At 69.2% G+C, this 21,122-nt stretch carries 18 protein-coding genes; 16 read left to right on the top strand and 2 right to left on the bottom strand.

Annotation, left to right across the window (positions count from 1 at the left end):
• The first annotated feature begins 5 nt into the window (after nt 1-5).
• The 7 genes from ACH4VO_RS04275 (at nt 6) to ACH4VO_RS04245 (ending at nt 8,767) form a co-directional block, all read left to right on the top strand.
• Nucleotides 6-407: a hypothetical protein gene (locus tag ACH4VO_RS04275; protein ID WP_360991999.1), complete on the top strand. Its 402-nt coding sequence runs from the start codon at nt 6-8 to the stop codon at nt 405-407.
• Nucleotides 408-1,003: 596 nt separating this feature from the next.
• Nucleotides 1,004-1,324: a 50S ribosomal protein L21 gene (rplU, locus tag ACH4VO_RS04270; RefSeq protein WP_018551604.1), complete on the top strand. Its 321-nt coding sequence runs from the start codon at nt 1,004-1,006 to the stop codon at nt 1,322-1,324.
• A gap of 14 nt (nt 1,325-1,338) precedes the next feature.
• Nucleotides 1,339-1,596, top strand: a complete 258-nt coding sequence (rpmA, locus tag ACH4VO_RS04265; RefSeq protein ID WP_014045902.1) for a 50S ribosomal protein L27 — start codon at nt 1,339-1,341, stop codon at nt 1,594-1,596.
• A gap of 147 nt (nt 1,597-1,743) precedes the next feature.
• The gene (gene obgE, locus ACH4VO_RS04260) at nt 1,744-3,180 is read left to right on the top strand and encodes a GTPase ObgE (protein WP_360991996.1); all 1,437 of its coding nucleotides are present in this window, start codon (nt 1,744-1,746) and stop codon (nt 3,178-3,180) included.
• 288 nt (nt 3,181-3,468) lie between these two features.
• The gene (locus tag ACH4VO_RS04255; protein WP_360991993.1) at nt 3,469-4,968 is read left to right on the top strand and encodes a bifunctional cytidylyltransferase/SDR family oxidoreductase; all 1,500 of its coding nucleotides are present in this window, start codon (nt 3,469-3,471) and stop codon (nt 4,966-4,968) included.
• Nucleotides 4,969-5,194: 226 nt separating this feature from the next.
• Nucleotides 5,195-7,291, top strand: a complete 2,097-nt coding sequence (locus ACH4VO_RS04250) for a hypothetical protein (RefSeq protein WP_360991990.1) — start codon at nt 5,195-5,197, stop codon at nt 7,289-7,291.
• 252 nt (nt 7,292-7,543) lie between these two features.
• Nucleotides 7,544-8,767 carry a glycosyltransferase family 2 protein gene (locus ACH4VO_RS04245; RefSeq protein WP_360991988.1) on the top strand — a complete coding sequence of 408 codons (1,224 nt, stop codon included), beginning with the start codon at nt 7,544-7,546 and terminating at the stop codon, nt 8,765-8,767.
• 31 nt (nt 8,768-8,798) lie between these two features.
• Here the strand turns inward: ACH4VO_RS04245 and ACH4VO_RS04240 are convergent, their stop codons facing one another.
• On the bottom strand, nt 8,799-10,160 hold the full coding sequence (locus ACH4VO_RS04240) for a polysaccharide pyruvyl transferase family protein (RefSeq protein ID WP_360992145.1): 1,362 nt from the start codon (nt 10,158-10,160) through the stop codon (nt 8,799-8,801).
• Between the two features lie 389 nt (nt 10,161-10,549).
• Here ACH4VO_RS04240 and proB point away from each other — a divergent pair, with 389 nt between their 5' ends.
• The 5 genes from proB (at nt 10,550) to ACH4VO_RS04215 (ending at nt 16,955) form a co-directional block, all read left to right on the top strand.
• Entirely contained in the window at nt 10,550-11,668 is a 1,119-nt protein-coding gene (proB, locus tag ACH4VO_RS04235) for a glutamate 5-kinase (RefSeq protein WP_360991985.1), read from the top strand.
• Nucleotides 11,669-11,813: 145 nt separating this feature from the next.
• Nucleotides 11,814-12,299: a hypothetical protein gene (locus tag ACH4VO_RS04230; protein WP_360991983.1), complete on the top strand. Its 486-nt coding sequence runs from the start codon at nt 11,814-11,816 to the stop codon at nt 12,297-12,299.
• Between the two features lie 327 nt (nt 12,300-12,626).
• Nucleotides 12,627-13,910, top strand: coding sequence for a glutamate-5-semialdehyde dehydrogenase (locus tag ACH4VO_RS04225; protein ID WP_360991981.1), 1,284 nt, complete (start codon nt 12,627-12,629; stop codon nt 13,908-13,910).
• A 323-nt stretch (nt 13,911-14,233) separates the two neighbouring features.
• The gene (locus ACH4VO_RS04220; RefSeq protein WP_360991979.1) at nt 14,234-14,833 is read left to right on the top strand and encodes a hypothetical protein; all 600 of its coding nucleotides are present in this window, start codon (nt 14,234-14,236) and stop codon (nt 14,831-14,833) included.
• A gap of 994 nt (nt 14,834-15,827) precedes the next feature.
• Complete coding sequence (locus ACH4VO_RS04215) at nt 15,828-16,955, top strand: hypothetical protein (RefSeq protein WP_360991976.1); 1,128 nt, start codon at nt 15,828-15,830, stop codon at nt 16,953-16,955.
• Here ACH4VO_RS04215 and ACH4VO_RS04210 read toward each other — a convergent pair.
• Complete coding sequence (locus tag ACH4VO_RS04210) at nt 16,885-18,033, bottom strand: M48 family metallopeptidase (protein WP_360991974.1); 1,149 nt, start codon at nt 18,031-18,033, stop codon at nt 16,885-16,887. The genes ACH4VO_RS04215 and ACH4VO_RS04210 overlap by 71 nt on opposite strands.
• A 112-nt stretch (nt 18,034-18,145) precedes the next feature.
• Between ACH4VO_RS04210 and ACH4VO_RS04205 the strand changes: the two genes are divergently transcribed.
• The 4 genes from ACH4VO_RS04205 (at nt 18,146) to ACH4VO_RS04190 (ending at nt 21,022) form a co-directional block, all read left to right on the top strand.
• Nucleotides 18,146-18,298, top strand: a complete 153-nt coding sequence (locus ACH4VO_RS04205; protein ID WP_360991972.1) for a hypothetical protein — start codon at nt 18,146-18,148, stop codon at nt 18,296-18,298.
• 84 nt (nt 18,299-18,382) lie between these two features.
• Entirely contained in the window at nt 18,383-18,547 is a 165-nt protein-coding gene (locus tag ACH4VO_RS04200) for a hypothetical protein (RefSeq protein ID WP_307127075.1), read from the top strand.
• 38 nt (nt 18,548-18,585) lie between these two features.
• The gene (gene nadD, locus ACH4VO_RS04195; RefSeq protein WP_360991969.1) at nt 18,586-19,203 is read left to right on the top strand and encodes a nicotinate-nucleotide adenylyltransferase; all 618 of its coding nucleotides are present in this window, start codon (nt 18,586-18,588) and stop codon (nt 19,201-19,203) included.
• Between the two features lie 19 nt (nt 19,204-19,222).
• The gene (locus tag ACH4VO_RS04190) at nt 19,223-21,022 is read left to right on the top strand and encodes an LCP family protein (RefSeq protein ID WP_360991967.1); all 1,800 of its coding nucleotides are present in this window, start codon (nt 19,223-19,225) and stop codon (nt 21,020-21,022) included.
• Nucleotides 21,023-21,122: the final 100 nt, after the last annotated feature.

Genomic DNA, 21,122 nt, shown 5'->3' with positions numbered 1-21,122 from the left:
CGTCCGTGAACGATAGGAAGTTCTTCGAGGGCGTGAGGTCGCGGCCCGGGGTCTACGGTCTCAATGGCTCATACAACGGCGCGGTCATGTTCCTCATCGGATTTGACGAAGCGCGCTCCGGTGGGCTTATGCGGGGCTTCACCGAGTGGCTGGTCGTACGCAAGGGAGAATGCTCCAGCTTCGGATGGCAGGCGCTCGTCCTTGAAGAGGCGCTGCCCGATGTCGAGTCGTGGGGCTGGAACAAACTGAACGAAGCGACTGTGGAGCAGGAACGAGAGGCCGTAGAACTGCTGCTCTCCCTCCTGCTCGAATTCCTGACGGTGCGGGACGACGTGATGATGTTGGCTCGCATGTATACGGAATACCACTTCCTTAATTCGAGGGCTGGTGAATCTGCAGAAGGTTAGAGCAGGTATAGCCCCGCGATGCGCATCGGCCGCAGCCAGGGTTGATGCGTTCTCAGGTGGCGCATGAGGAGTTCGCCCGGTGTGGTGCGCGGTGACCGATGTGCTCTCCTGGACAGGTGAAATGCGCGAACAGGGTTCGCGTTCGCGTGTCATCCACGTTCAAGGTCCCGGATCCTGTTGCCAGCCTTTTCGGCCACCAAAGAGCCGCCACGGGTTCAAGTGGGCAGACGAAGCGATCGACTGCCCGCCGGAGGAATCTGCTCGAGGACGTCGCCGCATGTCGGCGACGTCATCGAGCAGAGCCACTGGGGCCCCGGTGTCGATCAGCCGCGGAAGCTCAGCAGTCCCTGCAGACCGGCAGAGGAGCGCTGCCCCGGCCGAGCTGTCTGATGCAGCCGCGGCCACACGGTTTGACCCCCCGCACCCCGCCCCGTAATCTTGACCCTCGGCGTGTTTCTGTGCGCCTACCCCTGAGCACATCCCTCCCGGTGATCCGTCCCCGGGGGAGGCCGCTCATCCTTCCGGACTGTCGTGGGCCCCGGCCCGCGCGGGCGGCTGGCATCAGGGGATCCGTTCCGAGTGAGAGAGAGATCCGCGTGTACGCCATCGTGCGCAGCGGTGGTCGCCAGCACAAGGTTGCTGTCGGCGACATCGTTGAGGTTGACAAGATTCCCACCGCCAAGGTTGGCGACACGGTCGAGCTCTCGACCCTGCTCGTTGTCGACGGCGACGCCGTGACCAGCGACCCCTGGGTGCTGGACGGCATCAAGGTCCAGGCCGAGATCGTGGACCACCACAAGGGCGCGAAGATCGACATCCTTCGCTACAAGAACAAGACCGGTTACCGCCGCCGCCAGGGTCACCGCCAGCAGTACACGGCGATCAAGGTCACCGGCATCCCCGCGGCTGCGAAGTAAGGGACTGAGAACACATGGCACACAAGAAGGGCGCATCGTCCACTCGGAACGGGCGCGATTCCAATGCTCAGCGGCTCGGCGTGAAGCGCTTCGGCGGCCAGGCCGTCAACGCCGGTGAGATCCTGGTCCGCCAGCGCGGCACCCACTTCCACCCGGGCACGGGCGTCGGCCGTGGCGGCGACGACACGCTGTTCGCGCTGACCGCCGGTGCGGTGGAGTTCGGTACGCACCGCGGCCGCAAGGTCGTGAACATCGTTCCCGTCGCCGCCTGATCCAGGCAGTGACCGGCTGAACGACTCAGCACCTTCCGAGGGCGGATCTCGGCTTTCCCGGCGGCACCGGGGAAGCGGGTCCGCCCTCGGCGCGTTACGTCAAGAGACAATTTCCTGTTGTACCGGCAGTACCTGGAGGCACCAACCATGACCACCTTCGTGGACCGCGTCGAGCTGCATGCCGCCGCGGGTAACGGAGGCCACGGCGTGGCCTCCGTACACCGTGAGAAGTTCAAGCCGCTGGGCGGCCCCGACGGGGGCAACGGCGGGCGCGGCGGCGACGTGATCCTCGTCGTCGAGCAGTCGGTCACCACGCTGCTCGACTACCACCACCACCCTCACCGCAAGGCCACCAACGGCCAGCCCGGCGCGGGTGACAACCGTTCGGGCAAGGACGGCCAGGACCTCGTACTGCCCGTTCCGGACGGCACCGTCGTCCTCGACAAGGCCGGCAACGTCCTGGCCGACCTGGTCGGCCAGGGCACCACCTTCGTCGCGGGTCAGGGTGGACGCGGTGGCCTCGGCAACGCCGCGCTGGCCTCTGCCCGCCGCAAGGCGCCCGGGTTCGCGCTGCTCGGCGAGCCGGGGGAGAGCCGGGACATCGTCCTGGAGCTCAAGACCGTCGCCGACGTCGCTCTCGTCGGCTACCCGAGCGCCGGCAAGTCCTCGCTGATCTCGGTGCTCTCCGCGGCCAAGCCGAAGATCGCGGACTACCCGTTCACGACCCTCGTCCCGAACCTGGGCGTCGTCACCGCGGGCTCCACCGTTTACACCATCGCGGACGTTCCGGGCCTCATTCCGGGCGCGAGCCAGGGCAAGGGCCTCGGCCTGGAGTTCCTGCGGCACGTCGAGCGCTGCTCCGTGCTGGTGCACGTCCTGGACACCGCGACGCTGGAGTCGGACCGCGACCCCGTCTCGGACCTCGACATGATCGAGGAGGAACTGCGGCTGTACGGCGGCCTCGAGAACCGCCCGCGCATCGTCGCGCTCAACAAGGTCGACATCCCGGACGGCCAGGACCTGGCCGACATGATCCGCCCCGACCTGGAGGCGCGCGGCTACCGCGTCTTCGAGGTCTCGGCCATCGCGCACAAGGGCCTCAACGACCTCAGCTACGCGCTGGCGGGGATCATCGCCGAGGCGAGGGCGAGCAAGCCGAAGGAGGAGTCGACGCGCGTCGTCATCCGCCCCAAGGCCGTCGACGACGCCGGTTTCACCGTGACGGTCGAGGAGGACGGCCTCTACCGGGTGCGGGGCGAGAAGCCCGAGCGCTGGATCCGGCAGACTGACTTCAACAACGACGAGGCCGTCGGCTACCTCGCCGACCGGCTCAACCGCCTCGGTGTAGAGGACGAGCTCCGCAAGGCGGGTGCCCAGGCCGGCGACGGCGTGGCCATCGGTCCCGAGGACAACGCGGTCGTCTTCGACTGGGAGCCGACCATGGCTGCCGGCGCCGAGATGCTGGGCCGACGCGGTGAGGACCATCGCCTGGAGGCGCCCCGCCCTGCCGCGCAGCGACGCCGCGAGCGCGAGTCGGAGCGCGACGACCCGCAGCGCGAGTACGACGAGTTCGACCCCTTCTAGGCCTGGCCGGGCCCGCGCTCCGGGCACTCCCGCGCTGAGGGGGTGCCCGGATTCACAGAGAACTGCCAGGTGGCGGGCGGTGCGGCGGCCGGGGATGTGCGGATTGCGTAACACGTCTGTGGAGTCTGTCACCCCGGGGGCCTTCCCCGGAGGGCCCAATCCGCCTGGCCAGGCGGTGAACAGCGGGTTTCCCAGGGACGAGCGCCGTTAAACGTCCGCCTTGCGAGACGGTCACGGAGAGTGCGACCATCACACCGTTCCCCCCTGTCATCGCAAGGTAGGTCGTCTGTGTCTGTGCCGCATGAAGCCAAGCCCCGGACCACAGCGGTCGTGCTCGCCGGTGGGACCGGTCAGCGCGTGGGACTGTCGATCCCCAAGCAGCTGCTGAAGATCGCCGGTAAGGCAGTCATCGAGCACACGCTGAGCATCTTCCAGAACGCCGAGTGCATCGACGATGTCATCGTGCTGATGGCGCCGGGCTTCGTGCCCGATGTCGAGAAGATCGTCGCCAAGGCCGGGTTGACCAAGGTCACCCGGATCATCGAGGGCGGCAGCACCCGGAACGAGACCACCGAGCGCGCCATCGCGGTCCTCGGCGAAGGGCTCGCGGAGGGCGAGGACCGCAACGTCCTCTTCCACGACGCGGTCCGCCCGCTGCTGTCACAGCGTGTCATCAAGGACTGCGTCGACGCCCTGGGCCGCTACCAGGCGGTCGACGTCGCCATCCCGTCCGCCGACACGATCATCGTGACCAGGACCCATGGCGAGGACGGCGAGTTCATCACCGACGTCCCGGACCGTTCCCGGCTGCGCCGTGGTCAGACCCCGCAGGCGTTCAAGCTGTCCACGATCCGCAAGGCGTACGAGATCGCGGCAGGCGACCCGAACTTCCAGGCCACCGACGACTGCTCCGTCGTCCTGCGGTACCTCCCCGACGTGCCGATCTACGTGGTCGCGGGCGACGAATACAACATGAAGGTCACCCAGCCGGTCGACGTCTTCATCACCGACAAGCTCTTCCAGCTGGCCTCCACCGCGGCACCGCGCCAGGCCGACGAGGCCGCCTATCGCGAACTGCTGTCGGGTAAGACCCTGGTCGTCTTCGGCGGTTCGTACGGCATCGGCGCCGACATCGCCGCGCTGGCCGAGCAGTACGGTGCAAGCGTGTACGCGCTGGGCCGGTCCACCACCGGTACACACGTCGAGAATCCCGAGCACATCGACGACGCGCTGTCCAAGGCGTACGCCGAGACCGGCCGCATCGACTACGTGATCAACACCGCGGGTGTGCTCCGCATCGGCAAGCTGGCCGAGACGGACAACACGACGATCCAGGAAGCGCTCAACGTCAACTACCTGGCGCCCGTGCAGATCGCCCGTGCCTCGTACAAGTACCTGGCGGAGACCCGGGGGCAGTTGCTGCTGTACACCTCCAGCAGTTACACCCGGGGCCGTGCCGAGTACAGCCTCTACTCCTCCACCAAGGCCGCGATGGTGAACCTCACCCAGGCGCTGGCCGACGAGTGGGCGGGCGAGGGCATCAGGGTCAACTGCGTCAACCCGGAGCGCACCGCCACCCCCATGCGGACCAAGGCGTTCGGCCAGGAGCCGGAGGGCTCCCTGCTCTCCTCCGAGGCTGTGGCGCGCACCTCCCTCGACGTCCTCCTGTCCGCGATGACAGGTCACGTCATCGACGTACGGCAGCAGGATCCGACCCGTGACGTCACCGAAGCCTCCGGCTTCGAGCAGGCCCTGGCCTCGGTGCTGGACCGTCAGGAAGATGTGTAATAATTCTTGACAAATGTACTTTTACGGGCCTCTGGGCTCACCGAACGGTGAGCCCAGAGGCCCGAGTGCGTAAAGCCGCACCTTCACATTTCCCTCCATACGTGAAAAAATCGGCACCCTCTGGAGCAGGTTCTTCGTGATCTCGACAGCCATTCGCCTGGCCCGTGTGGGCAGCCGGTCGGAACTGGCGGCAGCAATACTGATGGCGCTGGGATACCCCTGTGTCATGATCGCCGCTCTTCTGCCTGATATCTGGTTCTTCGCGGCGGCCACGGCTGTCACGTATACCGCGGACTGGTATCTGCATCAGCGCGGCAGCTATCTGATCAACCGGCTCGGCAAGGTCCGGGCGGGACTGTCCGTCCGCTTCCTGCTCCGCCAGTTGATGGTCATCCTGCTGTTGGCCCGGCTCGACCTCGCCGAGGAGCCGCTCTTCTACGCGGCAGTCGCGTGCTTCCTCGTCTTCCACGGTCTGCAGGCTCCGCACGGTGCGCTGACGACCCTGGTGAAACTGCGCCGCACCCTGCCGATCGTCACCCGGAACGTGGACCTGCACGCCGTCCGCATCCCCGACGCCCCGCCGCGCGCGCTGTTGCACCGCTCCAGCGAGAAGATGCTGCACTTCGACGTTCCGGCGGTGGCAGGCGTTCTTGTCGCCGCCGGCACGGGCGAATACGTCGTCGGGTACATCGGCGCCGGCGTGATGCTGCTGCTGGCCGTCGGCTACAACGCGCTGCTCGTCCCGTACCTGCGCCGGAGCCGGCGGGTGCCGTCGACTCCTTCCGTGTTCAAGGCACTCGACATCTGGCTGGGTGAGTACCAGCCGACCGTCGTGCTCTACTTCTCCGGCTCGGTCGATTCCGCTTACCAGTGCAACATGTGGCTCGACACCATGGCTTCCGTCGAGGGGCGTCCGCTGATCGTGATGCGCGAGCGCAACCTGGTTCCGGCGCTCGCCGACACGTCCGTACCCGTGGTCTGCGTGCCGGCCGGCACGCACCTGATGAACCTGAACCTCTCCACCGTGCGTGTGTGCCTGTACCCGGCCAACGTTGGCAAGAACATCCACATGCTGCGCGTGCCGACCATGAAGCACGTGTTCATCGGCCACGGCGACAGCGACAAGCTGGCCAGCGTCAACCCGTACTCCAAGGTGTACGACGAGGTGTGGACCGCCGGGCGGGCGGGACGTGACCGCTACGCCCTGGCCGATGTGGGGGTCCGCGACGAGGACATCGTCGAGGTCGGACGGCCTCAGCTGGCCCCTATCGAGCGCTGGACCGGTGCGACGAGGAACCCCGTTCCCACGGTGCTGTACGCCCCCACGTGGGAGGGCTGGGACGACAATCCGGGCAACACCTCGTTGCTGCTGGCGGGGGAGAACATCGTCCGTCGACTGCTGAACGCGGACAGTCCGATCCGGGTCATCTACAAGCCGCACCCGTTCACCGGCATCCGCAGCCCCAAGGCGAAGGCCGTCGACGCCCGGATCAAGGCCCTGGTGGCCAAGGCCGCGCAGGAGCGCGCTGCCGACCCCCGCTGGGCGAAGGAGGCCTCGGCTGCCGCCGGACAGGCCGCAGCCAAGGCCGAGCTGGTCCGTGTCGAAGCACGGCTGGCGGAGCTGGCGAAGCTCGGCCGGGCCGGGGGCGACGAGTCGGAGGAGTCGCGGGTCGCGCTCGCCGACCCGGCCCGCCAGGCCGAGATCGCCACCCTGCGGGCCAAGTGGAACGACGCCTACTGGCGTTCCTTCGGCTGGTGGGAGCACAGGACGGTGACCGGCGCGCAGCCGAAGCTCTACGACTGTTTCAACCAGTCCGACGCCATGGTCTCGGACATCTCCAGTGTGGTGTCCGACTTCATCGCGAGCGGCAAGCCGTACGCGGTCACGGACTCGGCAGAGCTCGGTGCGGAGGAGTTCCGGCGCCAGAACACGGCGGTCCGGGCAGCCGTCATCCTCTCCAACGGCGCCGAGGAGATCGACGAGCTGCTGCGTGCCGTCGCCGATCCGGCAGCGGACCCGTTGGCCGAAGCCCGCCACCAGTTGAAGACCTACCTGCTGGGCCCGGACGAGCCGACCTCCATGGAGCAGTTCAACGCCGCCGTGCAGGCACTCGCCGCCAAGGCCGAAGCTCGCAACGCGGGGGTCGCGCAGCGCATCGGCGGGCAGCTGCCCGCCCCGCTGCCCGACGAGGAGGCCGCGTCCCGGATTGCCGGGGATGCGGACTCCGGAAGCGTTGTCGAGGCGATTGCCGCGGCCGATCCCGACGTACCGTCCCCGGACGCCGGCGCGGGAGTGGGGGCCGGGCCCTCGGCGAACCGCTGAGACCAAGGTCCGTCCGGGTGGGCAAGTGACGGGGTCTACTGGACCGGCACCTGACCGCGCGGTGTCATCCCGTCGTCATCCGTGGTTCGAAATCCACCCGGTCAGTGACGCAACCCATGCCCCGGCCCGCCCGTCTTCTTCTCCGGGAAGAAAACGTACGGGCCGTTCGGCTTCTTCGTACGGGAACGGGGATGCGTCGTCGTCTTGTCGATTTCTCCCACTTGATACGTTTTGCATGTGAACCGGGGAGAGATGAGCACCACCACACCAGATGTGACCGTCATCATCGGCGCCTACGAAGCCATGCCCTACCTGACCCGTTGCCTGGAGTCCGTCGAGGCGCAGACGCTTCCGGCCGGGCGTATGGAGATCGTGGCTGTCGACGACGGGTCCACCGACGGCACGGGGGAGTACCTGGAGGAGTTCGCCGCCCGGACCGCCATCGATATGCGTGTCGTGCACCAGGAGAACTCCGGCGGCCCCAGCGGCCCTCGCAACGTCGGGCTCGCTCTCGCCCGCGGCCGGTACGTCTTCTTCCTCGACGCGGACGACTACTTCGGTGAGGAAGCCCTGGAGCGCATGGTCGCCATGGGGGACCGGGCCGGCACGGACGTGGTGCTCGGCAAGGTGGTGGGTGTCAACCGTGGCGCGGCGAAGTCGATGTGGAAGCAGACGGTCGAGCGGGCCGACCTCTACTCGTCCAACATCAAGTTCACTCTGAGTGCCCAGAAGTTGTTCAGGCGGAGCCTTCTGGTGCGGCACGGGATGAGGTTCGACGAGGAGCTCAAGACGGGTGAGGACGCGCTCTTCACCATGGAGGCGTATCTGCGGGGCAGCGGCGTCTCCGTCGTGGCCGACTACACCTGCTACTACCTGGTGGGCCGGGACGACGGCAAGCACGTGACGAAGAGCGGAAGCTACATGCTCCGCTTCGATTCGGCCCGTGCGTTGATGAGCCTCATCGCCGCTCACGTACCGCCGGGTGCGCGTCGGGACGTGCTTATGGTCCGGCCGTTCGTCATCACGCTGCTTCCGCAGTTCGGTCCCGCTCTGCTGCGGCAGTCCGACGACGTGCGAAAGAAGAAGATGGAGCTGGCGGCCCCCCTGCTCGAGGCCTACTGGTCCCCAGGGCTGGCCCGTCTCCTCAAGGTCAACGAGCGGCTCAGGCTCCTCTGTATCGCCAAGGGCAGACTCGACCTGCTTCTGGAGATTCTGCGGTTCATGAGCGAGAAGAAGGAACCCCGTGCGGTCCGTAAGGGCCTTCGAGGCCGGCTGTATCTGGTCTATCCCCACTTCGGCGAGGGCGAGGGACTGCCCCTGTCGGCGTACGAACTGACCGTGCCCGAATGGATCGGCCGCAAGCGAATCGACGTTCCGGGGCGTCAGTCCACTGCCGCCTTCCTCCGGCGGCTGGCAGGCAAGGCGCGCAGGACGGTCAGGTCCATGGGCCTGCGAGGTCAAGCCCACAAGGTCTGAGGCAGACGGCAAGCGGCAGTGGACGTGCTGCCTACTGTTCGGGGCGCAGGAGCTTGCGGACCGGACGCCCTACCACACGCCGGGCGCGCCGGTAGGCGGACGGCCACGCGGCCGCTCCGTCGCTCCTCTGCACCTTGATGCTGACCGGGACGGCTTTCCTCTCGAGCTGGCCGCGCAGGAGGGCGTTCTCCGCGGCCAGTTCCTCCATCCGGTTCTGCATCCAGCTGAAACGGCTGCTCAGCGACCCAGGGTCGGAGTCGGTCCAGGGGCGTACGGCGGGCGGAAGAGCGAGCCTTGAGAGCTGCTCGTCGAACGCCTTGCCGCTGTCACCGTGATGGAAGGTGTTCTCCAGACCGTTCTTCTCCATGAAGCCGGTGAAACGGAGGAAGCGTTCCTTGTGGCCGTTCACCAGATCGCCGAAGTCGGCCGCCTCGTACAGCTCTGCGGGGTCGATGTTCCTGGGCGTTTCGGAGATCTTGCGGTGCGGAATGCCGAAGTACCGGCAGAGTTCCAGGGTTCGCGAGTCGCTGCAGAGTACCGTGCTCGGGACGCCGGCCAGCAGTGCCGCGATGTTGCCGTGGATGCGCGAGCCGAACGAGAAGTCGAACGAGCGTAGTTCGTCGATCCAGGTGGCGGGGTCGACATAGAGCCTGACCTTGCCCTCGCGGTACATCGGGTGGGAGGGATGCGTCGGCATCGACGTCTGCGCGCCGACCGGGTTCGGCGTCTCCCGCCAGTGGAGCAGCTGAGCCTCCAGGAGGTTCTGCCCGATGAACCGCAGATGCGGATACCGCTCGTGGGCCTGCCTGATTATGGCATCGAGGCCCTGTGAACGTACGGCGCTGTGCGAGCCGTTCATCGAGATGCGGGACTCCGAGGTGAGCGCGTCCAGCCGCTTCTCGAGTGTGAACGTCTCGCCGTTCATGAACATCGAGGGGCATCCGATGACCTCGACATCCCGAAAACCCATGGAGTTGAGGTACTGCTCGGTGAACTCTCCCCGCACGCCGATGGAGGCGCTGCGGTTGAGTACCTCGGTGACGAACTCCCTGACCGTCGGCTCCATCGGCTTCAGCCGTGAGGGGTCGTAGTTGAGGTCGGCCTGTGCTCCGACTCCCAGTACGACCACGGGTATGCGCAGCTTCTTGATCAGCTGGGTTATCCGCTTGAGCGGCCGCTCGAAGGTGGGGCGGAACGCGTTGGCCAGCGGCACGACGAAGACGTCGTACTCCTCGTTGATGCGCTCGGCAGCCGACGGGATCGCACGGATGCCGTTGGAGAAGACCTCGGCCCGCGGCGTCGTCAGGATTTTGTGCGCCGCGTCACTGAAGATCAGGTTACCCGCGTTCGTCGCGAAGACGTCTCTGTGGAGCGACTGTTCCACGGAAGCCACATCGAAGGGGCTCTTGCCCGATCGGAGCAGAATGCGTCTTTTGCGCGTCGGTTCGTCTGTCACGCATAAAGAGTAGCCCGATGAATGGTCGGTGGAGAGGACGTGAATGGCTCATCTCCGCCGTGAGCCGACGGGCTGTCAGCCGTCCCGGCGCGACGCCGGACGCTGACGTTCCGCCGGCCGGCCGCGGCGTCGGAACGATTGGCGCTACGGGCGTGGATACGGGTGCCGCTACGGCAGCTGAGACGATACGGCGCGGCCCCGGCCACCTCGCGTAGATTGTGGGAACCGAGCAGGTCGACGTGATGGGGACGTACGTGTCAGGGGCAACGGAATCCGAAGGCGCACTGCGCTCACCCTCCGGTGGCGGCGCGGGGCGAAGGCCGGGTGTGACGGACGCCCGCCGGATCGTGGTCAAGGTCGGGTCCTCCTCGCTCACCACCGCGGCCGGCGGCCTCGACGCCGACCGCGTCGACGCGCTCGTCGACGTTCTCGCCAAGGTCAGGAGCGGCGGGGAGCGGGAGATCGTCCTCGTCTCCAGCGGTGCCATCGCTGCCGGCCTCGCCCCTCTCGGACTCGTCCGCAGGCCCAAGGACCTGGCCCGCCAGCAGGCCGCGGCCAGCGTCGGCCAGGGACTGCTCGTCGCCCGGTACACCGCGTCCTTCGCCCGCTACGGCGTACGCGTCGGCCAGGTGCTCCTCACCTCCGACGACACCAGCCGGCGTGCGCACTACCGCAACGCCTACAGCACGCTCGACCAGCTCCTGGAGATGGGCGCGTTCCCCGTCGTCAACGAGAACGACACCGTCGCCACGGACGAGATCCGGTTCGGCGACAACGACCGGCTCGCGGCGCTCGTCGCCCATCTGGTCCACGCCGATCTCCTCGTGCTGCTCTCCGACGTGGACGGCCTCTACGACGGTGACCCGAGCACGCCCGGCACCTCCCGCATCGCCGAGGTGAGCGGACAGGCCGACCTGGAGGGCGTCACGATCGGCAGCGCGGGCAAGGCGGGCGTCGGTACCGGGGGCATGGTCACCAAGGTGGAGGCCGCCCGGATCGCCACCGCGGCCGGGATCCCCGTGGTCCTGACGTCCGCGAGCCAGGTCGCCGACGCCCTCGCCGGCCGCGATACGGGTACGTACTTCCACCGCACCGGGCGGCGCTCGGCCGACCGGCTGCTCTGGCTGGCCCACGCCTCCACCCCGCAGGGAGCGCTCGTCCTGGACGACGGCGCCGTGCAGGCCGTCGTCGAGCGCCGGACCTCGCTGCTGCCCGCCGGGATCTGCTCCGTCGAGGGCGAGTTCTCGGCGGGCGACCCCGTGGAGTTGCGGGACACGGCCGGGGCGGCGGTCGCCCGCGGGCTCGTCAACTTCGACGCCAAGGAGATCCCCCAGCTGCTCGGCCGTTCCACCCGGGACCTGGCGCGCGAGCTCGGCCCCGCGTACGAGCGGGAGGTCGTACACAGGGACGATCTCGTCGTCCTCACGCCTCGCCCGGGCCCCTGAAACGACTGAAAGTCCGGTCTCCGGAGGAGAGCTTTACCAAAACCGCCCCAAGCCCGCCCCCGGACTGGTCAACTTTGTCACGGGGATACGAGGGGGCAGTACTGCCACGCATTCAGGACCGCTACGCATGCACAGGAGGCCGCCGGTGAGACGAGCGCGCCCGGGGGCGCCGCCCCGCGGAACGGGCAGCCGTGCCCTGACCAGCGTCGGAGCAGGAGCCGACTTCCACGGCCCGCCCGCCGACCACACCCCCGAGCAGGAACCGGTGGCCCCGGACGGGGAGCGTGTCAGGTCCAGGCTGTGGCACATCACCCTCAGCGTCTCCGGCAGTGAGACACCGCTGAAGGAGGTCAGACGCGGACTGGAACAGCTGGCACACGACCACCCCTTCCTGCTGACCAGCCGGTACGCCAACGACCATGCGGAGGTCCGCTACTGGGAGGAGGCGCGCGACCTGCACGACGCCGCGGCGGTGGCGCTGCGGCTGTGGGGTGAGCACCGTTCCAGCGCCGGACTGCCGCCCTGGGAGATCGTCGGCCTGGAGGTCATCGACCGGGAGACGTACCACCAGCGCATCGCGGAGGGCTACGGTCCGCCGCCGGCGGCGCCGGTGGGGGTGCATCCGTACTGAGCGGGGACGCGTCCGTACCGGCCGCCCGACGACGGGGGCGGCGCGCCGAGCGCCGGTTGCGCGCGGGCTGCGCACGGAGCGGGCGGTGAGCCGGGCGGGGAGCTCGCATCCGCCCCCGACGTGCGCGCCGGAGCGTGCTGCGAGCGTGCCACCCCGCGGGGAGTCCCCTGCCGTGCGTACGGGTGCGGGGAGGGCGGGGCGCGCGCCCGTGCTGCTCACGGGCTGTGTGGGCGTGGGCGGGGCCGGAGTGCCGGCCGTCTTGGGACGCCCGTCTCGCATCACGGGATGTGTGGCGGATGCCCGCGGCCCGCGCATTACCCTGCGGGCATGACCACGCTTTCGCCGTACGACAACATGTCCCCGGTCGTCCAGGCCGCCTACCGGTCGCGTGCCGCCGCCGCCGACATCGCGCCACTCCCGCGCTCGGCGAAGGACGACGCTCTGCTGGCGATCGCGGACGCGCTGGAGGTACGCACCAGCGAACTCGTCGAGGCCAACGCGGAGGACGTCGCACGGGCCCGAGAGGCGGGAACGGGCGAGTCGATCGTCGACCGGCTCACGCTCACTCCCGAGCGCATCCGGGCCATCGCCGCGGACGTCCGCGCCGTGGCGGCACTGCCCGACCCCGTCGGCGAGGTGGTGCGCGGATCCACCCTTCCCAACGGCATCGATCTGCGCCAGGTGCGGGTGCCGCTCGGTGTGGTCGGCATCATCTACGAGGCGCGTCCCAACGTGACGGTCGACGCCGCCGCGCTCTGCCTGAAGTCCGGCAACGCCGTGCTCCTGCGCGGGTCCTCGTCCGCCCACGCCTCCAACACGGCCCTCGTGCGGGTGCTGCGCGACGCGGTGGGAGGTTCCGGTCTGCCGGCCGACGCGGTGCAGCTCGTCCCGGGCGAGAGCCGCGACTCGGTGCGCGAACTGATGCGCGCCCGCGGCCTGGTCGACGTACTGATCCCGCGCGGGGGTGCGTCCCTGATCCGCACGGTCGTGGAGGAGTCGACGGTACCGGTCATCGAGACCGGTACCGGCAACTGCCACGTGTACGTGGACGCGCAGACGGACCTGGACATGGCCGTCGACATCCTGATCAACTCCAAGGCCCAGCGGCCGAGCGTCTGCAACTCCGCCGAGACCCTCCTCGTCCACAAGGACGTCGCCGCGGCCTTCCTGCCGCGGGCTCTGGACGCGCTGGCCACGGCGGGGGTGACGGTGCACGGCGACGAGCGGGTGCTGGAGCACGCCCGGGGGACGAAGGCGACGGTCGTCGCGGCGACGCCGGAGGACTGGGAGACCGAGTACCTCTCGTACGACATCGCGGCGGCGGTCGTGGAGTCCCTGGACGCGGCCGTGGCACACATCCGGCTCTGGTCCTCCGGACACACCGAGGCGATCGTCACCACTTCGCAGGCGGCGGCCCGCCGGTTCACCCAGTTGGTGGATTCCACGACGGTGGCGGTGAACGCGTCCACGCGTTTCACGGATGGCGGGGAGTTCGGCTTCGGCGCCGAGATCGGCATCTCCACCCAGAAGCTGCACGCCCGCGGCCCGATGGGGCTGCCGGAACTCACGTCGACGAAGTACATCGTCACGGGGGACGGCCACATCCGGTAGGCCCGGTGCTCCCGAGTCCCCGGTGGGGCGCTCGAAGACCCCTCCGCAGCTGTTCGGAGCGCTCTCCGCGGGATTCGACGGGCCCTCCGCGGGTGTGTGTGGCGGGTGCTCATGGGGGGTTCGTCGCAGTCGGTCCGCAGGTGTTTCGCCTTTGGCCTGCCGGTGGTTCGGCGGACTCCCCGGGTGCGGGCGCCCGATCCGGGGGCCGAGGGAGCGGGCGCCGTGCGCAGCCCGGTGAGCCGGCGGCAGGCCCGGCTGGTGCCTGGGAGGGTGAGTTCGTGAGCTGTCTGCCCAAAACGCCCCGCCGGGGCTACGCTGATGCTGTGCCGGACGACGTGGGGGGCAGGCCGTTCCCGGACGGCTGGGAGCCCGACGACGACCGCGGGGGCGCGGACGAGGACTTCGCCTCCGTGGTGTTCGACGAGGACTTCGTGAGGTCTGCGGAGATCCACGAACCCACCGCGGTGGAGCGACTGCTCGAGGCCGCGCAGGCCCGCGCCGAAGCCGAGGCGAGCCGAGCACGGTCCGGCGGCGGCGCCATGGACGACGACCTCTACGACGAGGACAACGGGCCGGACGGCACGTACGGCCGCGGAGGGGCCTTCGGCGGCTCGTACGACCTCGATCAGCCCTACAGCGACGTTGACGGCCTCGACGGCCCGTACGGTCGCCATGGCGGCGCCCTACGGCCTTACCGCAGCACCGCGCGATGGCATCGGCCGGTCGCCTGGCTCCTTGCCGTGCTGATGGGCCTCGGGATGGTCGCCCTGGCGTTCAACGCCGTCTACAGAGGCGGCGCCGCCTCTCGGGAGGAACAGGTGCCCTCACCGATGACCAGCGGCTCCGGCGCACCGGGCGCGGCGCCCACCGCCACCGCCGGGCAACCCCGCCCCGCCGTCTCCGCGATTCCCCGCACTCCCTGAGCCCCGCACTTCCTTAACCCCGCACTTCCTTAGCCCCGCACTTCCTTAGCCCCGCTCGGGGGCGAGTGCCGTACCGCTGACGCACGACACTCTCCCCTCAGGGACCGGCAGCCCGGGGCCGCGCCGCAGACCGGCCGTGGACAGAGCGAGGAACATACCGGTCCAGTTCTCGCCTCTCCTCCGGTCCTCCGGACGACCGAGGCCCGCAGCACCAGCCGGCCGCTGCTCTCGCCCTGGCGGTGGGAGAGCCGGTATGCGGGCAGGGCCCCGCGCTGGTCCCGCCCGCTCGCCCGCTCGGGTCGCGGACGCAGGCCCGAGCCGCGTGCGCAGGCCCGCGCCTGCGCTGGTCCCGACCGCTGGGGCCGCGTGCCCAGGCGCGCGCCTCGTGCGTGGGCCCGTGCCTACGCTGGTCCCGACCGACAGCTCGGGTCGCGGACGCAGGCCCGCGCCTGCGCTGGTCCCGACCGGTCGGGCCGCGTGCCCAGGCGCGCGCCTCGTGCGCAGGCCCGCGCCTCGCGCGAGTGGGACGGTCACCCGCACGGGCACCGCCCGCTTGCGTCTGGCACGGGCGAGAGCCCCGGCCGCATGATCTCCGGCTGCCGGCTCTCGCCCGGACGTGAGGGGTACCGACGACGAGTTCGGCCCGGTGATGCCTGGTGATGGCTCGTCCCGGTGACAGCGTGCGAGGGCCCGCCCGGTGGTGACCGACCGTGGCTCGGCCCGGTGGCGTAACCGTGTGGGCTCCGGGCTGCGCTCTCACCTGCAGGGCGTTTACCTTGATGGCGATCGACCTACTCTGCATGTACGACCTGGTGACCCGGTCCCCCGCCCCCGTTGCCGCATTCCGGGCGGAGGGTCGCGGGTCGCGGGTCGCGGGTCGCGCACGGATCACTCCTCCATGTACGACCCGCGAAGACAGGTCCGCCCGACGCCACCCGGCCCGGGCGGAACCCGGCACCCGCCCTCGCCGACGGCGTGGAAATCGGGAGTAGTCATGACAGGCCACGGAGAACCCCCGGAAGGACCGACGCCGCCCGAAAACCCGTCGGATGGAGAGGACGAGTACCGCTCCCTCGTCTTCGACGAATCGTTTGTGCGCGCTGCCCAGCTCCAGGAATTCTCCGCGCAGGAACGGATGGGCGCACACGCGCGCGCCGTGCGCTCCCTCCCCGGCCGCGGCACCCGCCGGCGCTCCCGGGCCGCCATCGCTCTCGTCGTGCTGATAGCCCTCGCCTTCGCCACCGCCGTCTACATGGGTTTCCGCAGCCCCTACCCCACCCCCGTCGGCAGGCACGCGGAGCCGCTCCGCACGACAGTCGTCCCGTTGGCCCCCCGGGGCACCGTGCCAGGCGGCACCCCCGACTCCCTCCTGGCCGACGGTCCGGCTGCCGCCTTCCGGACCGGGGCGTCGGGGATCAACCCGCCGCCCGTCCGGCGGACGGAGAACTTCTCGGACAGCCAGGTCACCATCGCCCTGAGCACGGTCAAGGACTACCTGGTCGAGTCCTCGCTCGACCCCGACGTCCTCACCGGCGGGGTCATGCGGCCGGTCGGTCGGCTGCTCGACCCGGACCAGACGAGCCAGTTCGAAGCGAGCGTGAACTCACCGGCCGACGACGGCGCGCACTCCGCCACCGGCTGGCTGGTGCGTTTCGACCCCGCCCAGGTGGAACTGGCCGACCCCGACATCCGCGTCCACGGGACCCTCTCGTACGCGGAGGCGGGGTCGGACACCCTGGAGGTGGTGTCCGACCACACCTTCACCTACGCGCTGCGCCCCGCCGCATCGAACCCGCACCGGGCGGACGACGCGTCGCTGTTCACCGTGCGCCGTGTGCTGCACTTCCTCCTCGACCGGGAGGACCTGCGACTGCACCGGCTCGAGGTGCGCAGTGCCTACGTCCAGGCCGGACCGCAGTCCTGCTCGGCGGACACGGCCGGCGCCCTGCGGCCGCTTCTCGCCGGTGAGCGGACGGACACCCGGGGCCCGGACGGCACCGACCCGTACGCCACCGGTCCGCCCGCGGCCGCGCTGTGCGGGACGCTGGCCGTCAGATCCCCGTCCCCGGGGACTCCTCCTCGGGGCCCGGACGCCGCCAGGTCCCCTCGGAGCCGCCCGTAGCGTCCGCGTCCGGCGCGGAGCCGCCCTTGCCGGCCGCGCCGCCGTTGCCCCCGCCGCCCGCGCCGGTGAACTTGTCGCGAAGCTTGCCGCCCAGGTCACCCGCCCCGCCCGCGATGTCACCCACGAGCTTCATCAGCGGGTCCTTGCTGGTGCGCACCGTGTCCGCGTAATGAGCAGCCGACTCCCGGAAGGAGTCCGTCACGGACGTGTCCTTGTCCTCCTCGCGCTTCGGGTAGTGGCCGTCCATGATGCGCTGGTAGTCCCGGGTCTCCGACCATTTCTTCAGCTCCGCCGCACGCACGGTGGCGAAGGGGTGCGAGCGGGGCAGCACGTTGAGGATCTTGAGGACGGAGTCGCGGAGGTCTCCGCCCTTCTCGTACTCGTCCGCCTGTGCGAGGAACGCGTCGACGTTCATCTCGTGGAGGTGGTTACCGCCCGCGATCTTCATCAGGCCACGCATGGACGCCTGCAGGTCCTGCCCGACCAGCAACCCGGCCCGGTCGGCCGACAGCTCCGACTTGCGGAACCACTCCCGCAGCGCCGTGACGATCGTCATGACCGCGACGTTGCCGAGCGGAATCCACGCCACCTTGACGGCGAGGCCGGTGAGGAAGAGCAATATCGTGCGGTACACCGAGTGACCGGAGAGGGCGTGGCCCACCTCGTGGCCCACGACGGCCCGCATCTCCTCCTCGTCCAGCAGCTCCACCAGCCCGGTCGTCACCACGATGATCGGCTCGTCCAGACCGATGCACATGGCGTTGGGCTGCGGATCCTGCCTGACGTACATCGCCGGGACCTTCTTCAGGTCCAGGATGTAACAGGCGTCCCGCAGCATGTCGTTGAGGTGGGCGAACTGGGCATCGCTCACCCGGACGGAGTCCGACAGGAAGAGCAGCCGCAGACTGCGCTCGGGAAGCAGCCCGCTGAGCGCCTTGAACACGGTGTCGAAACCGCTCAGCCTGCGCAGGGCCACCAAGGCCGAGCGGTCCGCCGGGTGCTCGTAGGCCCGGGACGAGATACCCGGGAACCGCTTACGCTGCCTGCTCGGCATGCTCTCGTGACTGTTTTCGGTCATGGATGGCCCCCTGTTCGTACGAGACGTCGCTCGTCCCCCTGGCACAAGCCAGCGTATGTGCTGGCGCTACGGTGTGCGGGGGGGCTGTGGATAACTTTGAGGAGCGCCCGAAATGCCGCACACCGCCGTACTGCTCGCTGCCGCGTCCGAGGACCAGGGGCCGGGCAGCACACTCCGCGTCGTGCTGCTCGTCTCCCTCGTCGGCGCCGCCCTGCTCGCCTGGTTCCTCCTGCGCGGATACCGCAACGACGATGACAACGACTGAGTCGGCGTGAGCGTGCCCGGAGCTCCCGCATACGATGTGCGCGACGTCTTCCTTCCGACTCCCGATCGATAGGTCCTGCAGAAGATGAGCCTCACGAGCACCGCGCACCAGCTGGTCACCCTCGCCTCCGAAGGCGGCGAGCAGGGTGGAAACCACGAAAGCCTCAGCCCGTACCTCACCGGTGGTGGCGCGTTCGTCGTCCTGCTGCTCCTGCTGTGGATCACCACCCGCTTCAACCGCGACCGCTGAGGCAGAGGCGAACAGCCGTGCCAGTAGGGTCTGCACGCATGGGAGAGCAGGAAGTGCCTACCGGCCGGGGCAGACGCCGACTCGGCGTGATGGGCGGGACGTTCGACCCGATCCACCACGGCCACCTGGTCGCGGCGAGCGAGGTGGCCGCCCAGTTCGACCTCGACGAGGTCGTCTTCGTACCGACCGGGCAGCCGTGGCAGAAGAGCCACAAGCAGGTGTCCCCGGCCGAGGACCGTTATCTGATGACAGTCATCGCCACGGCGTCCAACCCGCAGTTCTCCGTCTCCCGCAGCGACATCGATCGCAAGGGACCGACGTACACGATCGATACGCTGCGGGACCTGCGCGCGGTGCACGGCGACGCGGACCTCTTCTTCATCACCGGCGCCGACGCGCTGGCCCAGATCCTCACGTGGCGGGACGCCGAGGAATTGTTCTCGCTCTCCCACTTCATCGGGGTGACCCGCCCCGGGCACGTACTGACGGACGACGGGCTGCCCAAGGGCGGCGTGTCACTCGTGGAGGTGCCCGCACTGGCGATCTCGTCCACGGACTGCCGTGCGAGGGTCGCGCAGGGAGAGCCGGTCTGGTATCTGGTGCCGGACGGTGTCGTCCGCTACATCGACAAGCGCCAGCTGTACCGCGGCGAATGAGCCACGGAGAGGGGCACCGGTGAACGACCGCCAGAACCCGTACGACCCGTACTACCCGCAGCAGCCGCAGATCGTCGGCTACGACGAGTACGGGCAGCCGGTCTATCAGCAGCAGGAGCAGCAACAACGACAGGAGCAGCAGCAGTACGACCCGTACGCGCAGCAGTCCCAGCAGGGCGGGCAGACCCAGCAGGATCCCGGCGCCTCCCAGACGTACGGCTACGACCCGTACGCGGGCACGCAGCAGCAGTACGACCCGTACGCTGCCCAGCAGACGCAGCAGACGCAGCAGACGCAGCAGACGCAGCAGACGCAGCAGACGCAGCAGGGCTACGCCTACGGCGACGGCTCTGCGGGCTACGGCAACGGCCCCGCAGGCTATGGCGACGGTTCCGCGGGCTACGGCTACGACACCGGTCGGCAGCCCGCCGTGGACGGCACCGCCCAGCAGTGGTCCACCCCGCAGGCCGCGCCGGCGGCCGCACCTCCGGAGCCGCGGCGCGAGCCCGAGCCGGCCCCCGACGCCGTCGTCCCCGAACAGCGGCGGGCCGACCGTGACTACCGCACCGAGCAGTTCTCGTTCATCGAGGAACCGGACGAGGACTCCGAAGACGTCATCGACTGGCTGAAATTCACCGAGAGCCGCAGCGAGCGGCGCGAGGAGGCACGGCGCCGCGGGCGTAACCGGATGGTCGCGCTCATAGTCGTCGTGGTCCTGGTGGTCGTCGGCGGTGCCGGCTACCTCTGGTTCGCCGGAAAGATCCCCGGGGTCTCCGGCCAGGACGAGAGGACGTCCGCGGTGACGGGCCCGCAGAAGAGGGACGTCATCGTCGTCCACCTGCACGACACGAAGAACGGCGGCACCTCCACGGCGCTGCTCGTCGACAACGTCACCACCGGTCAGGGCACCACCGTCCTGCTACCCAACTCGCTGTCCGTGACCTCGGATGACGGTTCCACCACCACACTCGGCAAGTCGGTGGACGAGGACGGGTCCACCGGCACACGCGAGGCCATCGACTCGCTCTTCGGTACGGCGATCAGCGGCACCTGGCGGCTGGACACCCCCTATCTGGAGAACCTCGTCGAGCTGGTCGGCACCATCGAGGTCGACACCGACATCGAGGTACCCGACCCCAAGAAGGGTGCGGCGCCGCTCGTCAGCAAGGGGGAGGCGCAGACGCTGAACGGGCAGATGGCCGTCGCGTACGCCACCTACCGAGGGCCCGGCGAACCGGAGGCCGAGCAGTTGATGCGCTTCGGGCAGGTCATGCGCGGCGTGCTGCGCAAGATGTCCGAGGACCCCAAGTCCGCGACGGTCACCGTCGAGACGCTGGCACAGATCCTCGACCCGTCGCTGCCCGAGCAGGACCTGGGCGCCTCGCTGGCCAAGCTCGCCGGACACGCGAAGGTCGGCGACTACAAGACCTCGCTGCTTCCGGTCCAGGACGACGGCACGCTGACCGAGAAGGCCACGGAGGAGGTCGTCAAGGACATCCTCGGCGGCGCGGTGAAGTCCTCGGAGCAGGGCGCCGCCGTACGCGTCGGGATCAAGAACGCCACCGGCAGCACGCGCGGCACGGAAGCCGCCAGGGTCCAGCTCGTCAACGGTGGCTACGCGGCCGTCGACAGCGGCAAGGCGGACGTCCAGGCCACCTCCGAGGTCCTCTACGGCACGGCGGGGGACAAGGCCAAGGCGGTCGAGATCGCCAAGACCCTGGGGCTGCCCGACAGTGCGGCGAAACAGGGCAAGCCGGCGGCGAACGCCGACGTGTCCGTCGTCCTCGGCCAGGACTACGAGGTCCCGGACCGCACGTAGTGAGGGCTGTCGGCGGTCCGTGAGACCCTAGGAGGGTACTGAAGGGCGTGGCTCGGCCCGCGACCACGATCTTCAGCACCCTCCCGGAGGGTGACCCCGA

Source organism: Streptomyces sp. NPDC020780 (genome assembly GCF_044334475.1).
GTDB lineage: Bacteria > Actinomycetota > Actinomycetes > Streptomycetales > Streptomycetaceae > Streptomyces.
The sequence above is the reverse complement of the archived record's forward strand: the minus strand, read 5'-3'. Positions and strand labels throughout refer to the sequence as shown.